At 60.3% G+C, this 16228-nt stretch carries 11 protein-coding genes; 2 read left to right on the top strand and 9 right to left on the bottom strand.

Annotation, left to right across the window (positions count from 1 at the left end; genetic code table 11):
• Positions 1-15: 15 nt before the first annotated feature.
• Positions 16-1434, top strand: coding sequence for an efflux transporter outer membrane subunit (locus Q7T64_RS02400; RefSeq protein WP_304790607.1), 1419 nt, complete (start codon positions 16-18; stop codon positions 1432-1434).
• Between the two features lie 27 nt (positions 1435-1461).
• Here the strand turns inward: Q7T64_RS02400 and ybiB are convergent, their stop codons facing one another.
• From ybiB to nirB, 6 genes are all read right to left on the bottom strand, one after another.
• Positions 1462-2421: a DNA-binding protein YbiB gene (gene ybiB / locus Q7T64_RS02395; protein WP_304790572.1), complete on the bottom strand. Its 960-nt coding sequence runs from the start codon at positions 2419-2421 to the stop codon at positions 1462-1464.
• Positions 2422-2537: 116 nt separating this feature from the next.
• On the bottom strand, positions 2538-4325 hold the full coding sequence (locus Q7T64_RS02390; protein WP_304790567.1) for a hypothetical protein: 1788 nt from the start codon (positions 4323-4325) through the stop codon (positions 2538-2540).
• Between the two features lie 305 nt (positions 4326-4630).
• Positions 4631-6337, bottom strand: coding sequence for an F-box protein (locus tag Q7T64_RS02385; protein ID WP_304790563.1), 1707 nt, complete (start codon positions 6335-6337; stop codon positions 4631-4633).
• A gap of 143 nt (positions 6338-6480) precedes the next feature.
• Positions 6481-9294, bottom strand: a complete 2814-nt coding sequence (locus tag Q7T64_RS02380) for a nitrate reductase (protein WP_304790560.1) — start codon at positions 9292-9294, stop codon at positions 6481-6483.
• Positions 9291-9644: a nitrite reductase small subunit NirD gene (gene nirD, locus Q7T64_RS02375; protein ID WP_304790556.1), complete on the bottom strand. Its 354-nt coding sequence runs from the start codon at positions 9642-9644 to the stop codon at positions 9291-9293. The genes Q7T64_RS02380 and nirD overlap by 4 nt, the downstream gene beginning before the upstream one ends.
• Positions 9645-9672: 28 nt before the next feature.
• Positions 9673-12111 carry a nitrite reductase large subunit NirB gene (nirB, locus tag Q7T64_RS02370; protein ID WP_304790553.1) on the bottom strand — a complete coding sequence of 813 codons (2439 nt, stop codon included), beginning with the start codon at positions 12109-12111 and terminating at the stop codon, positions 9673-9675.
• Between the two features lie 287 nt (positions 12112-12398).
• On the opposite strand from nirB, the gene Q7T64_RS02365 reads away from it, so the two are divergent.
• Positions 12399-13187 carry a hypothetical protein gene (locus tag Q7T64_RS02365; protein ID WP_304790550.1) on the top strand — a complete coding sequence of 263 codons (789 nt, stop codon included), beginning with the start codon at positions 12399-12401 and terminating at the stop codon, positions 13185-13187.
• A 220-nt stretch (positions 13188-13407) separates the two neighbouring features.
• Here the strand turns inward: Q7T64_RS02365 and Q7T64_RS02360 are convergent, their stop codons facing one another.
• From Q7T64_RS02360 to Q7T64_RS02350, 3 genes are all read right to left on the bottom strand, one after another.
• Complete coding sequence (locus tag Q7T64_RS02360) at positions 13408-14223, bottom strand: ABC transporter ATP-binding protein (protein ID WP_304790547.1); 816 nt, start codon at positions 14221-14223, stop codon at positions 13408-13410.
• A gap of 46 nt (positions 14224-14269) precedes the next feature.
• Complete coding sequence (ntrB, locus tag Q7T64_RS02355; protein WP_304790544.1) at positions 14270-15169, bottom strand: nitrate ABC transporter permease; 900 nt, start codon at positions 15167-15169, stop codon at positions 14270-14272.
• Positions 15170-15205: 36 nt separating this feature from the next.
• A partial coding sequence (locus Q7T64_RS02350; protein ID WP_304790541.1) for a CmpA/NrtA family ABC transporter substrate-binding protein occupies positions 15206-16228 on the bottom strand: 1023 nt, incomplete at its 5' end.

Genomic DNA, 16228 nt, shown 5'->3' with positions numbered 1-16228 from the left:
CGGGCCGCAGGCGGCATGCTGCTTGCGCTCACGCTGGGGGCCTGCTCGCTGACGCCGGAATTCAGCCGGCCGGCAGCGCCAGTCGCTGCCGCCTACCCCGCACCCTCGGGTCTGGAGAGCGGCCGGGCCGCATCCGAAATCGGCTGGCGGCAGTTCTTTCCCGACGCCCGCTTGCAAGCCTTGATTGCCGCCTCACTGGAACACAACCGCGACTTGCGTACTGCCGCCTTGCGGGTAGAAGAAGCGCGTGCACTGTACAACGTGCAGTCCGCCGACTTGCTGCCGACCATCAATGCCGTCGGCAGTGCTGGCCGTTCGCGCACGCCGCCTGGCGCCAGCCCGCTTGGCCGGCCGGTGGTGACAGCCAACTACCAGATCGGCCTGTCGCTGGCGGCATTCGAACTGGACTTCTTTGGCCGCGTGCGCAGCCTGTCGGATGCCGCACTGTCGCAATTCCTGGCAACCGAAGAAGCGCAACGCTCGGCGCACATTTCACTGGTCGCCGCCGTGGCGCGGGCCTACCTGGCCGAGCGCGCATACGCCGAACAACTGACGCTGGCGCAAGACACCAAGCGCGCGCGCGACGCCGCCATGAAACTGGCACGGCAACGCTTCGATGTCGGCGCCTCGTCCGGGCTCGACTTGCGCCAGGCGGAATCGCTGTACCAGTCGGCGCAAGTAGCCGAACTGGCACTGGCCCGCCTGTACGCGCAGTCAATCAATGCGCTCACGCTGCTGGTCGGCCAGCCTCTGGAAAACCTGCCGCCGGCGCGCAAGCTGGAGGAGCAGGGCGTGGTCGCCGATATTCCCGCCGGACTGCCATCAGACTTGCTGGCGCGGCGGCCGGACATCCGCGCGGCCGAGCAACGACTGCGCGCGACCAACGCGAACATCGGCGCAGCACGGGCGGCTTTTTTCCCGCGCATCTCGCTGACCTCGGGAATCGGTTTGGGCAGCAATGACTTGTCGACGCTGTTCGAGGGCGCTTCGCGCAGTTGGTCCTTCGTGCCGCAACTGACGCTGCCCCTGTTCGATGCCGGACGCAACAGCAGCAACCTGTCGCTGGCCCAGGCGCGCAACAACCTGGCGGTGGTGGACTACGAGCGCACCATCCAGACCGCCTTCCGCGAGGTGGCCGATGCGCTGGTGGCGCGCGAGCTGATCGATCAGCAGATTCAAGCGCAAGGGCTGGCCGTGCAAGCGCAAGCCGATCGCGCCCGCCTGTCGGAACTACGCTATCGCAATGGCATCGCCAGTTCGCTGGAGGTGCTGGACGCGCAACGCGAACTGTTCGCTACGCAACAGCTGTTGATACAGTCCTGGCAACTGCGCTTCACCAATGCGGTGGACTTGTACCGCAGCCTTGGCGGCGGGCTTCTGGAAAGCGGACAACAAGCCGCTGCGTCGCCACTGGCGCCACCGCCGGTCAGGTAATCCGGCACTCGCCATTGACTTGACGGCTCAGGCTCGCAGCGCGCGGGCGACCCGCAGGCAATGTCCGGCCTGTTCAAGAATCGCGGACGGCGTTTCCACGCTGCCTTCGAGCGCCGCCGTGATCCAGCGTGCGGTACTGGCGGCGGCGCTGTCCGGCAGCGACGGCAACTGCTCCACCGGTGCTTGCTTCTCGACCAGCGTCTGTCGCTGATGCTGGTGGAACCAGTCGATCTGGTTGGCGCGCCGCAGGTTGGCGACGGTCTCGCCTTCAGTGCCGCGCATCAGGAACATGTCACCGCGATCGGCCGGCGCAAGCGTCGAGAAATAATCGCCCAGCATCAGCAGGTATTCCGGATGGGTATAGGAGGTCAGGCGCAATGCCGGGCAGGCGAAAGGCTGCATGATCTTGACCAGCGTATGGGTCGAGTTACGCACGCCAAGCACGCGACGCAGCGTCAGCAGCCGCGCCATCTTGGGCGCCAGATATTCTATCGGCATGAAGGCCGGCTGCCTGCGCAGGAATGACTGCGCCACCGCAGCACCGCCCCGGTCCGGCTCGATTCCCATCTCCCGCAAGATTTCAGCGCTGGTCACACGGCCCGGGTCAGTGGTCACGCCATGCATCAGGACCGGCACGCCTTCGCGCGCCAGCAGCAGGGCCAGCAAGGGCGTCAGGTTGGGCATTTGCCGCGAGCCGTTGTAACTGGGGATCACTACCGGTGCAAATTCACCGGGCGGCGCGGCCAGCAAGGGAAATGATTGTTCTGCTGCGTCGAGGAAGCCGGCAATTTCATCGACCGATTCGCCCTTGATGCGCATGGCGAGCAAAATGCCGCCGAGTTCAAGGTCGGAAATCCGTTGATCGAGCATGGCCGCATACACATCATGTGCGTCACTGCGCGACAGGCTGCGTGCGCCTTTTTTCCCGCGGCCAATTTCCTTGATGAAGCGGGCGGCCGGGAAGGGATCGACGAAAGTTGAGCTCATGCTGCAAGCTTACTATGCTGCAGCCGGTGCCGCAGCCAGATGATGCCCCCTGTATCGCAAAAAGGCCCGACGGCGACCCATGCCGTTCGGCCTCTTCATCCCCTTTTCGATTGGAACTATTGCTTTTCAGCGTCCTTTGCGCGCTGGATCAGCCGACCAATGTCCGCCATGAGATCACGTTCGTCAGATGAATCATTTTCGCTGCGATCGCTTGAATCATCGCTGTCGGTCGGATCGGCGCTGCTGTGAGCCCTTGCGTAATCGCCGTCTGCTGGGTCGGCGCTGTCGCTATCGCTTGAGTAGCCGTCGTCGCTGTCTGATTCCGTGCTGATATTCAGGGCTTCGACGCCAGCCTGAAGCTCAAGCAATTCTTCGTTCAAAAAAATACGCAGCTGCGATCGAGCAAGTTGAAGGTAAAGCTCCTCCCTGTACTTTGCTCGATTTTCATTTACGATATGGATTTCCGAAAGCGATTTGATTCGCTTTATGCAATCAATGGTCTCCAGAGTGTAGAAGTGGAATCCGGTCAATTTACCCAGCGTCAGACACTTCAACGAAGTAGACGCCTGCAAACTGCGCAGTAGACATTCATTGCCGCCATAGTAATCAAAGCTTCCATTGGCGATTGCAAGACTTTCGACTGCCGTATTTTGTGCAAGCGCAGCCCCAAGTGCACCTGAGGCCTCGGGCGTCGAATCGAATTCGAGACCATGCAGTTGGATTTCCCGAATATTGCACGAGGCAAGAAACGCCACCGGAAGTCTACTCACCTTCAGGCTGGAAGCATATATGGCGAGGCGGTCAAGCTGCCACGCACTGGATCCATCAAAATGGCACCCGAATTCGGTCCGATTAGAACTCACATTGCTAAAGCGCAATGTCAGTGATTTCAGCGGTGAAGCACTAGCCCGCAATGCGTCAAGCAGCGGAGCCGCATCCCAATCGACGTAAGCACTAAGCTGCTCGATATGCAGGCTATCTTCGACAAATTTCAAGAAGTGCTGCAGAATTTCTGGAGGTAAATTCGGAGGCAAATTCAGATCGACGATGCGCATGCCACAGGCTTCGGCCTCTAGCGCTCTTAGTGCATCCATGATGTCCCGCACAACTGGTTCCGACAGGACCTTGGAGAATTCGTCGAATTGAATGCTCAATTGCCGGACTCGCTGTTTCTCACCGGCCGGGCTGGCAGAGCGTTTGGCCTCCTCGATGGTTCTGAGTCGCCGCAGGAAACCTGGTAGCGGCCTGATATCTGAGACGCTCAGATTTAGATGATTCCAGCCATGTGCGTTGGCCAGTGCCTCACCGATTTCTGCCTCTAGCGCGTCATTAGACATACTGAAACTTACATGGCGAAAGCGGGAACCGACGCTGGAAGCCTGCGCTTTGATGTCGATTACTGCCTGCGACTCGATGAGTCGGCGTTTTTGCAGCGTCTCCGGCGAGGACGCCGCCATGCTCATCTCTATTTCGCGAAGCTGCTTATTCCGTTCTATCTTCGCTCGATCGCAGATCCGCCGAGTCAGGTCGCGTTGCTCGTCAGCGCGCCGGCTTGCACCGCCGCGCCAATGAACGGCCGACACGCTGCGCTGCAGGTCGCCCGTTACGCTGTAAAGCGCTTTGCAAGTGCCGCCCAACCGGATCAGGTCGATCGTTCCCAGAAAGCCGGACGTGTGAAACAAGGCATCAACGGGAAGATCGAACAGGGAAAACGCCGGGCCAGCGGAGTTGAATCGTGACGGGGTACCGACCGACGGCAGACTGCTCGAACTGCTGCTCGACGATTGCGATGTCAATTGGAGAGTGCTTGCATTGGCCTGATGACCCGCGATCGACTGTCCAATGGGGCCACCAGGCCTTTGCGCATTGCCATTCCCGGAAAAATTCATTGGAATTTCTTTCAAAGCGCAATGGGTGCTGACGAGAAAGAAAAGGTTCCTCCCTCCGGCCAATGTCAGATGCAAAGGAAGAATTTATTGGCGGCTGGACCAAGCGGTTCGCAAGATGAGCCGGGTCTTCTGCATCCAAGTTCATTCGTTCGCCAATCGCTCCATAACAAGCTACCGATAGCGTGTCATGCGGACTATTTGCTTGCCGCGACCGTGCCGGGTGCCCCTGCACATCAGTCGGATGATCTGCCTTGCATGACAAGCCGGCCGCACGCTGGCGATCCATACCGTGCGGCCGGCTCATTCTTTTCCGATTGAACTTACTGCTTCTCAGCGCTCTTCGCGCGATTGATCACCCGACCGATGTCCGCCATGAAATCGTCCTGGGACTGGTCTTCGTCTGATGAATAATTTTCGCCGTCATCCATTGAATGGTCGCTGTCTGCCGAATCGTAGTAGCTGCCATCGGTCGATTCATCGCTATCTGATTGACAGCCGCTCGCTTGTTCATCGCCGTCAAGGCCAGCGCCAGGCGAAATCAATGCCTTGTCAACGAAAATGCGCAGGTCCGGCCGGGCAACTTGAAGCTCGCTGATTTTCCGCCCGTTCATTAAATAGAACCCCTTGTCGAAGTGCACTTCGACAAGGGACTTCAGCATTTTTATGGCGTCGACTACTCGGGTAGAAGAACTCGGACAATCGAGCTGGATGTTATGGTGCAACATCAGGCACTTCAACGCGGTAGACAATTGCAGGCTGCTCAAAAGGCGATCAAAGCTGGATGCTGGAAACCTGCAGTATTTAAGTTCTAATGTTTCGATAATCGTATTGGCCGCAACCGCCGTGCCGAATGTACCTTTCTGATTGGAATCTGAATCGAATTCGACACCATGCAATCGGAGATCCTTGATTTTGCAAGATCCAATGAAATCCAGCGGTATTCCGCTCGCCGCCATACGGGATGCGTGTATCGACAGACGGTCAAGCTGCCAAGCAAGCGGATCATCAAAAAAGCTTCCAAAGTACGGCTGGTCATCATCGACCTGGCTAAAGTGCAGGCTTAATGATCTCAACGCCGGACTGCTGTTGCGCAAGGCGTCAAGCAACGGCGCCGCATTCCAGTCGAAACTTGCGGAAAACTGCTCGATATGCGGGGTCCCCTCGATGACCGGCACGAATTCCAAGCCCTCCTTGGGAAAATGCAGGCTGGCGATGCGCACGCCACAAGCCGGGGCCAGCAGCGCCCCGAGTGCATCCACGGCGGCGCCCGTTTCATAGTCGAAGCCGGTTGACGTGAAACGAATGCTCAATTGCCGGTCTGGCTGTGCGCTGCTGGCGGGGCTGGCAGTGCGCTTGGCGATCTGGATGCTGGCCAGTTGCTGCAGGAAGCGGGGCAGCGGCCTGATATCTGAAACAACCAACTCCAGATGATGCCAGCCATCTGCGTTGACCAGCGCTTCACCGATTTCAAGCACCAGCGGGCTCCGATTCAACGCAATGCTCACATGGCGAAAGCGGGAGCCAATACTCGATGCTGTCGACACGACGACGCTGGAATTTTCCAGCGTCACAGGACCAGGCGGCGCCACGGGCGGCATCGTCTGGGCGCGCTGCTGCTCCGAGCGTTCCTGCAGCCAGGAAAACATTTTTTGGGTCAACTGCCGTTGCTCGACTATGCGGCGGTTGAAGCCGCCGCCCCAGTGCTCGCCTGGCACGCTGCGCTGAATGTCGCCGCTGATGCGGTAAAGCGATGTGCAAGTCCTGCCCAACAGGACCAGGTCCATCGCATTGAGAAAGCCGGCAGTGTGAAACAGGACATCAGTGGGAAGGGCAGTCAAGAAGAATGCGGGGTTGACGGCGACCTGATTGAATCGTGACGGGCTACCAAGCGACGGTAAACTGCTCGAACTATTGTTCGATGACTGCGATGCGGACTGCGGTGCAATCACGCGGGTCTGATGATCTGTCAGCTGCTGTCGGTTGACATCACCAGGCTTGTGCGCATTGCCATTCACGGGAACATCCATTGGGCTTCCTTTCAAAGCGCAATGAGTGTGGGACACAACCAGAGGGTTCCTTTTTTCAGGCTCCTTTCCAAGGTTAATTGATGAAATTTCTGCCGGCGGGATCAATCAATCCGCAAGATGCCCTGCGGCTTACGCGCCCACATTCATTTGTTCGTCAATCGCGCCTGATGCACCATCTGTCTGAGTTCAGGAACGCACGACCCGCAGTTGGTGCCGCACTGGAGTTTTCCCTGAAGCGACGCCAGCATGGCTGCCGACTCGCCGCCCTGCCCTTGCAGGCATGCGTTGATCGCACTTTCGGCAACATTGAAGCAACTGCAAACGATCTTGCCGCGCGCCGTGAAGCCCTGGGGTGGATTGTGGGACGGCATCAGCAACATGCGGCCGAGCGCCTGCACCGATTGCTCGGACTGCAGGTACTCCTTGATCCAGCTCCCGGCGGCGACGTCGCCTGCCAGCACCACGGCTTGCAAGCGATTGTCCCGCACTTGCACGCGCCGGCTGTTGCCGCGACGGCGGTCGTCATAGCGCAGCACATCGTCGCCGCCCAGCCCGAACAGGTTTTCGATCTGTTGCAGCAATGCAGGGTCAGCCGCTTCTTCATCGGCAGCCCGGAACAGTACGCCGCTACGTTCGCTGCCAAACAGCGTGCAACTGGCAAAGGCAAAGCGCCGCATGAAGGGCCGCAATGCGGCTTGCAGCGCCAGAACGCGCGAGGCGTCCACCCACGCCAATGCCAGCAAGTGCCAGGGCAGTTCGGCTTTCAATATTTTTACCGCGGCATGCTTGAGCTCGGGCTGCTTCGAGTCCGGATCAATCGCAGGCGATGTCAGCGCATTCACGCCATGCGAGCCATGACGCCCGTCGCGGCCGCGGCCTGAAATATATTCCTCTCCCCAATGCATGCCGATGAAGGCCTGGCCGCTGCGCATGTCCTCACCCGCTGCCACAGGAAATATTTGCGATCCGCGCCGGCTGGTCACATGCACCAGGTCGCCCTCGCTCAACATTCGCAATGCGAGGTCGGCGCCCGACATCACCACGACCGGTTCCGCCGCGTGCGCAAACAGGCGCGGTACGGTGCCGGTGCGGCTCATGCCGTGCCACTGGTCGCGCAGGCGGCCGGTATTGAGGTGGAACGGAAAGCGCGCATCGACCTTGTCGGCCACGGGCTGGTAGACGGTGGCGGCGAACCGGGCGCGACCGCTTTGCGTGGGAAAAATGCCGTCCTGATAAAGCCGTTGCAAGCCGACGCGGGCGCCAGCGGGATACGGCCATTGCTGCGGGCCCTGGCTCTCGATGATCGGGTAGGACAGCCCGGTAATGTCAAGGTCGCGCCCGCGCGTGGTCTCGCGGTGCTCGTTCCAGATTTCCTCTGGATTGGCATAGGGAAAAAGCGTGCGGTAGCGACCCATCAGCCCCTCCAGCCGGCGCGCGAGGTCGACCACGATTTCCCAGTCATGCCGCGCCTGGCCTGGTTTGCCGATGGCAGGCCGCACGCGGCTGATGCGGCGGTCGGAATTGGTCACCGTGCCGTCCTTCTCGCCCCAACTGGTGGCGGGCAGCAGCACATGCGCATACTCGAGCGTCGCGGTGGAGCGGTAGGCTTCCTGCACGATCACCAGCTCGGCCTTTTCCAGCGCTTCGCGCACCAGTGACTGTTCGGGCATCGATTGCGCCGGGTTGGTACAGGCGATCCAGAGTATCTTGATCTCGCCACTGCGCACCGCTTCGAACATTTCGACTGCGGTCTTGCCAGGCCTGGCCGGGACCTCATCGATACCCCACAAGCTGGCCACTTCCGCGCGGTGCGCCGGGTTGGCCAGGTCGCGATGCGCCGACAACAGGTTGGCCATGCCGCCCACTTCGCGCCCACCCATCGCATTGGGTTGGCCGGTCAGGGAAAACGGGCCGGCACCCGGCTTGCCGATCTGTCCCGTCGCCAGGTGCAGGTTGATCAGCGCCGCATTTTTTGCCGTGCCGGAGGACGATTGGTTCAGGCCCTGGCAATACAACGACAGCGCCGCCTTCGACTGGCCAAACCAGCGGGCTGCGGTCAGCAGCATGTCTTCCTTGATGCCGCAGACCTGGGCAGTAAGCCCCGGCGTGCAATCGCGCACGATCTTCTTCAGTTCGGCAAAGCCTTCGGTATGGGCGGCAATGTAATCCAGGTCGACCAGGTCTTCCCACAGGCAGATGTGCAGCATGCCGTTGAACAGCGCCACATCGGTGCCGGGCAGGATTGGCAGGAACAGGTCGGCGTCACGCGCGGTGTCGGTGCGGCGCGGATCGACGACGATGGCTTTCAGGGCCGGATTGTTCTTGCGTGCATCTTCAATGCGGCGATAAAGGACGGGGTGCGCATAGGCCGTGTTGGAGCCGACGATGAAGATCAGGTCGGCCAGGTCAATATCTTCATAGCAGGCCGGCGGCGCATCCGCGCCCAGCGTCTTCTTGTATCCGGCCACGGCGCTGGACATGCACAGCCGTGAATTGGTGTCGATATTATTGGTGCCGATCAGTCCCTTGGCCAGCTTGTTGAAGACGTAATAATCTTCGGTCAGCAACTGGCCGGAAATATAGAAGCCAATGCTGTCGGGGCCATGTTCGGCAACGGTGCGGGCGATCCGGCCGGCCAGGTGATCCTGTACCGTATCCCAGTCAGTCACACTGCGGCTGCCGGCGCCGGGCAGCCGCATCTCGGGTTGTAGCGCGCGTACTTGCTGCTGCAGCACCGGCCTGGCTGACAAGTGCAAGGTACTGCCCTTGCTGCACAGGCGGCCGAAATTGGCCGGATGATCCGGGTCGCCACGCACACCGGTGATCGCCGCGCCGTCGGTCTTGATGATGACACCGCAGCCAACGCCGCAATAACAGCAAGTCGTCCTTACTTCGCGCGCGGCAATGGCGGAGATCGGCGCCGTGGCTGCAGGCCGGGCGTCGTGGATCTCATTCATGCAGCCTCAGGCTCGGTTGCCCCAACGCCGAGTTCAGCCAGGTCGAGGAACACTTTCCCATCCTCGACCTTTACGCTGAACTTTTGCGTGCATCCCTCATCCGGCGCCGCAGCGCAGCCGCTGTCCAGGCCGATGGACCAGTTGTGCAGCGGACAGGCGACACGTTCGCCAAAAACAATGCCTTGCGACAGTGGCCCGCCCTTGTGCGGGCAGCGATCGAGCAGTGCAAAGATCTTGTCCTCGCTGTTGCGGAATATCGCCACGCCGACCTGTTGCTCGCGCCTGACTACCCGGGCGCCCAGCACCGGGATATCTGCCACGCTGCAAACGACTTTCCATTGTTGTGACATCTTCAATCCTCGCTTGCAATCCGCATTCTTATAGCGACAATGTTTCAAACTGCCGGATGTCGACCTGGGCCTTTTCCGGCTCATGCCAGGGATCCGGCTCGCCGTCGAGCGCATACAGCAAGCGCTGGTACAAGGCCTTGCGGTTTTCGGCATCCTCCACCACGCGGCTCTTGGCATGCTCTAGACCGACCCGGGCCAGGTAGTGCACCGTGCGTTCCAGGTACCAGCCTTCTTCCCGGTACAACTGCAGGAATGCGCCGGCATACTCCAGCACTTCCTCATGCGTCTTTAACTTGACGAAGAATTGCGCAACTTCGGTACGGATGCCGCCGTTGCCGCCGACATAGATTTCCCATCCTGAATCCACACCGATCACACCGACATCCTTGATCCCCGACTCGGCACAATTGCGCGGACAGCCCGACACTGCCAGCTTGACCTTGTGCGGCGCATACATGCGCGCTAGCTGGCGTTCCAGTTGCTGGCCCATCAGCGTGGAGTTTTGCGTGCCGAAGCGGCACCATTCGCTGCCCACGCAGGTCTTCACGGTGCGCAAGCCCTTGGCATAGGCCAGGCCGGACGGCATGCCCAGGTCTTTCCAGACCGCGCGCAAATCTTCTTTCTTCACGCCCAGCAAGTCGATACGCTGGCCACCTGTGACCTTGACGGTCGGCACCTTGTACTTGTCGACCACGTCGGCAATGCGGCGCAGCTCCGATGCACTGGTTTCGCCGCCCCACATGCGCGGAATCACGGAGTAGGTGCCGTCTTTTTGGATGTTGGCGTGCGAGCGCTCGTTGATATAGCGCGATTGCGGATCGTCGCGTGCTTCCTTGGGCCAGGTCGAGATCAGGTAATAGTTCAGCGCCGGCCGGCAACTGGCGCAACCGTTGGGCGAACGCCATTCCATGAAGCGCATGGTATCGGCCACGGTCAGCAGCTTGTTGGCGCGGATCGCATCGCGCGCTTCCTGGTGAGTGTGGTCGGTGCAGGCGCACATCGACTTGGCTTTTGGCGTGGCGGAGTAGTCGCCGCCGGCGGTAAACATCAGGATCTGCTCGACCAGTCCGGTGCAGGAGCCGCAAGATGCGGAAGCCTTGGTCTGGCGGCGCACATCTTCCAGCGTGAACAAGCCTTTTTCCTTGATCGCCTTGACGATCGTGCCCTTGCATACGCCATTGCAGCCGCACACCTCGGCGGTGTCGGGCATGCTGGCGGCTTGCGTGAAGCCCTCATGGCCAACGTCGCCGGGGCGATCCATATTGGCTTCGCCGAACATCAGCGCGTCCCGGATTTCGCCGATATTCTTGCCTTCGCGGATCAGCCGGAAATACCAGCTGCCGTCCACTGTGTCGCCATACAGGCAGGCGCCAACCAGCTTGTCATCGCGAATCACGAGGCGCTTGTAGACGCCGCCGGCCGGATCCGATAACAGGATTTCTTCAGTATCGTCGCCGCCCATGAATTCGCCGGCAGAGAACAGATCAATGCCGGTGACCTTCAGCTTGGTCGACGTCACCGAGCCCTGGTAGCGGCCGATGCCAAAACTGGCGAGATGATTGGCGCACACCCGCGCCATGTCGAACAAGGGCGCAACCAGGCCATAGGCGATGCCGCGATGGCTGGCGCATTCGCCGACCGCATAGACGCGCGGATCGAAAGTCTGCATGGTGTCGTTGACCACGATGCCGCGATGGCAATGGATGCCACTGGCTTCGGCCAGCGCCGTATTGGGACGAATGCCGACCGCCATCACTACCAGCTCGGCCGGGATTTCCAGGCCATCGGCGAAGCGTATCGCACTGACGTGGCCATTGCTGTCGCCAATGAGCTCTTTGGTGCTTGCCGCGAGCAGGAATTTCAGGCCACGGTCTTCCAGCGACTTTTGCAGCATGCGGCCGGCGACCGGGTCGAGCTGGCGTTCCATAAGCCATTCCGGCAGGTGCACGACGATGACGTCCATGCCGCGCAACTTGAGTCCGTTGGCCGCTTCCAGTCCGAGCAAACCGCCGCCGATGACGACCGCATGCCGCTTCGACTGCGCGGCCGCGATCATCGCATTGGTGTCCTTGATGTCGCGATAGGAAATGACGCCGTCCAGGTCCTTGCCCGGCACCGGCAGCATGAACGGGTTGGAGCCGGTGGCCAGCAGCAAGCGGTCGTACGACGCGCTGGTGCCATCCTCGGCGATGACGACGCGCCTGACGCGATCGATCTGGGTGATCGTCTTGTTCAGGTGCAGGGTGATATTGTTTTGTTGGTACCAGTCGACATCGTTCAACATGATGTCCTGGATGGTCTGCTCGCCAGCCAGTACCGGCGACAACAGGATGCGGTTGTAATTGGCATACGGCTCGGCGCCAAATACGGTGATGTCATACATGTCCGGCGCGAGTTTGAGCAATTCCTCCAGCGTGCGCACGCCGGCCATGCCATTGCCCACCATGACTAACTTTAACTTCTTCATTAAGGCTTTCTCCGGTGCTGCTTCGCCATTGAAGCCGGGCTGAGGGCCATGCGTGCTGCATTCCTGGGGGTAGGGTTAGCAAGGACGGTGCCACCCAATAGCGACAGGCGGCGGCGCAAAAGCCGGGGCTAGTCATACCCACAATCCCGATCATGGTGCACGCATGCTCTCGGGAAGTGCAGCTGCGCGAGACGTCGCGCGCGAGCTCTGCTGTGGCACGAAATGGATGAGCATCGGGAACCGGCCGGCCCCGCGGGTCACGAAGCGGCTTTTCAAGGAGGCTCTACATGCAGCAAACGCCAGCAGCCGTGAGCAGAGACACCACCCACCTGCCCCCTCCCCCTGTCACCCGGAAGGAAGCGGCTCCCAAGGCGCCGCCGGTCCTGCAAGCCCGGCGGGCGAAGCCCCTGTTCCCGGAGTTCGACAAGCACGATGCAGCGCCAGACGAGATGAGGAATAACGACGTGCCAGCGTCAACAGGTGGCGCAGCGGCCAGTTCGGATGACAGCGGCATGAGCCCTTGCCGAACGACGACGTCATCAATAGGGTCAAGCACGACGACAACATCCACCACCACGACCACTACGCTTGCACCCGCTGCCGTGGAAGAGCGCGGAAAGGACGAATCACGGAAGGTAAAGAAGCAGGCGACGGAAAAGAAGAAAATGTACCGGCGATCAATGGAGGTCTTTGCGCCCAAAAAAGCGAAAACACCGACTCCCAAGGAGATTGAAAAAGCCAAAAATCGGGCTTTGTACGACGCATTTAATGAAAACAAGGAGCAGATCGCCGGGTTCATTGACGACGCCATCGCCTGCGAATTCCTGCATGACCCCATGCTTGTTCTGATTGACGCAGGCACGAATCGCTTCTGGATCGCGCTGGAGAAAATGCTGCAGAAGTCGCCCCTGTCCGCGGTGTCGCTCTCCCGGCTGGGATATGAGGCGCGCCTGTCGGCGCTTCCCCGAAAGCTGGAATACTTCCTGCGTCAGATCGGTGGCGTGGCCAATCTTGTCGTCGCCACAAAACTGGAGGAAGTGCCGCTAACGGACGATACCGGGGCCAAGTTCGTGTAGAACCGTACATCTGGAGCGCGAGCCGCGAGTCCCTTACAGAAAGGGACACTGGCAAGTAACCGACGAAGATCGCCGCTAAAATTGGGGCCGCCAGAAGTCAAAGCGCATCAGACCGCAAACTGCTGGCCGTCCCTATTGAACAATTGTTCCCGCAGGAAGAAACTTTCCCCGATTCGCTTGGAGGCCGCCAGTGCCCGCAGACACGGGCTCGGTACTCCTTTTATGCCGCCTCTTTGTCCGCCCCCTGCGCCTGCCGGTGATACAGGAACTCCAGCACTGCAGTACGGCAGTCCATGTAGGCCGGATCATGCGCAAGAGCGACTCGATCGCGCGGACGAGGAATATTCACTTCGCGAATGTCGCCGATAGTCGCGGCCGGACCGTTGGTCATCATCACGATGCGGTCCGACAGCAGCACGGCTTCATCCACATCATGCGTCACCATGATGACGGTGGACTGCGTCTTCGCCACGATCTTCAACAGCTCGTCCTGCAAATGCGCGCGGGTCAGTGCATCGAGCGCGCCGAAAGGCTCGTCCATCAGCAAGACCTTCGGTTCCATCGACAGCGCGCGGGCGATGCCTACCCGCTGCTTCATGCCACCAGAGATCTCGTGCGGCCGTTTTTGCTCCGCATGCGTGAGGCCAACCAGCGCTAGCGCAGCGCGGGTGCGCTCTTTCATCTGCGCCCGGTCTTCAGTGGATGCAAATACCCGCTCCACTGCCAGGTAGACGTTTTCGGAACAGGTCAGCCAGGGCAGCAGCGAATGATTCTGGAACACGACGGCACGTTCCGGCGCCGGACCCTTGATCTCGCGGTTGGCGCACAGCAACAGGCCGCCGGTCGGATTGAGCAGACCTGCGATCATGTTCAGCAGCGTCGATTTCCCGCAGCCTGAATGCCCGATCAGCGTGATGAACTCGCCCTTTTTCACCTGCAGATTGATGTTGCGCAGCGCGAGAAAGACGCCGTTGCGGGTGTCAAAGGACATCTGCGCATCCTGCACTTCAATGAATTTTTCCAGATGCGATTCCATGTTGCCCTCTGTCGGTTCGGTCGGTTGGTGCAAACGCGGCGTGCGCTTAAGATTGAACTTCTTCGTAGGTAAAGGCGCGGGCCAGCATCACCAGAGCCTGTTCGAGCGTCAGGCCCACCAGGCCGATGGCAAAAATCGCAATGATGATGTGCGGTACGTTGAGATTGTTCCACTCATCCCAGACCCAGAAACCGATGCCAACGCCGCCGGTCAGCATTTCCGCTGCCACAATCACCAGCCACGCCGTGCCGATAGAAAGTCGCACACCGGTCAGCATGTAGGGCAGCACCGAGGGAAACAAAATCTTCGTCAGGATCTTCCACTCCGACAGGTTCAGCACGCGCGCAACATTCATGTAGTCCTGCGGCACGCGCTGCACGCCGACTGCGGTGTTGATGATCATCGGCCAGATGGAACAGATGAAAATTGCCCAGATCGATGCCGGATTGGCCGCCTTGAATACCAGCAGTCCAATCGGCAGCCAGGCCAGTGGCGATACCGGCTTCAGGATTGAAATGATCGGGCTGAACATGGCCGACAGAAAGCGGAAGCGGCCTATCAGGAAGCCCATCGGAATGCCAACCGCCGCCGCCAGACCAAAACCAATGGCAACGCGCTCCAGCGACGCCAGGATGTTCCAACCTATGCCCTGGTCGTTAGGGCCTTTGCGGTAGAACGGATCAGAGAAAATCACGACCGCTTCTTTTGCCGTCACAAGCGGTGAAGGTATGCCGCTGCTTTTGATGGAAATGATTTCCCACAGCAGCAGGATGAAGGCCACGCCGAGTACTGGCGGCAGCAAGGCCAGCAGCATGGGCTTGAGGCGCGAGCGTCGCCCAGCTGCCGGGACGGCCGGTGCGCTGGCCGCCACGGCTGTGCTGTCGGTGGCGACACCGGCGGCTGGCGCCGCACCGACATTCAATAAGTTATCCATGACAGCGCTCATCTGTTTTCCTGTTCCCGTTTCTCATTGCGGCTTGGCTTACGCCCGTATCTTGAACGAAGCGGCGTAGGCGGCCGGGTTCTTGCCGTCCCAGACCACGCCATCCATCAGCTTGCTGCTACGCATCGGGTCCTTGGGCACGCTGGCCTTGGCCGCGCTGGCTGCTTCCTTGTACAGGTCGATGCGATTGATCTGTTTGGCGACCGCGAGGTAATCGACATCGGCTTTCAACAGGCCCCAGCGCTTGTGTTGCGTCAGGAACCACATGCCGTCGGACAGGTAGGGGAAACTGACCGCGCCATCGTTGTAGAACTTCATGTGGTTCGGATCGTCCCAGGACTTGCCCATGCCATTCTGGTAGCGGCCGAGGATGCGCTGGTTGATCACGTCGACCGAGGTGTTGACGTAGGACTTGTCGGCGATCGTCTCGGCCATCTTGTTCTTGTTCGACAGGCTGGCGTCGATCCAGCGGCCGGCGTCCAGGATGGCGGCCGTCATTGCGCGTGCCGTGTTCGGATGCTTGGCAACCCATTCGGCGCTGGTGCCGAGGACTTTTTCCGGATGATCGCGCCAGATGTCCTGGGTGGTAATGCCGGTCACGCCGATGCCGTCGGCAATCGCACGGTGCCCCCAGGGCTCGCCCACACAGTAGCCGTCCATGTTCCCGACCCGCATATTGGCCACCATTTGCGGCGGCGGCACGGTAATGATCTTGGCCTGCTTGAACGGATCGATGCCGCTCGCGGCCAGCCAGTAATACAGCCACATGGCGTGGGTGCCGGTCGGGAAGGTCTGGGCGAAGGTGTATTCGCGCTTGTCCGATTTCATCAGCCTGGCCAGCGATGGCCCGTCCACTGCGCCCTTGTCGGCCAGCTTTTTGGACAGGGTGATGGCCTGTCCATTGTTATTCAGCGTCATCAGCACAGCCATGTCTTTCTTCGGGCCGGATACGCCGAGATGCACGCCGTAGATCAGGCCATACAACACATGGGCGGCATCGAGTTCGCCATTGACCAGCTTGTCGCGCACGCCGGGCCAGGAAGCCTCCTTGGTCGGAATGAT

The sequence above is a fragment of the Lacisediminimonas sp. genome (assembly GCF_030645335.1).
GTDB lineage: Bacteria > Pseudomonadota > Gammaproteobacteria > Burkholderiales > Burkholderiaceae_D > Lacisediminimonas.
The sequence above is the reverse complement of the archived record's forward strand: the minus strand, read 5'-3'. Positions and strand labels throughout refer to the sequence as shown.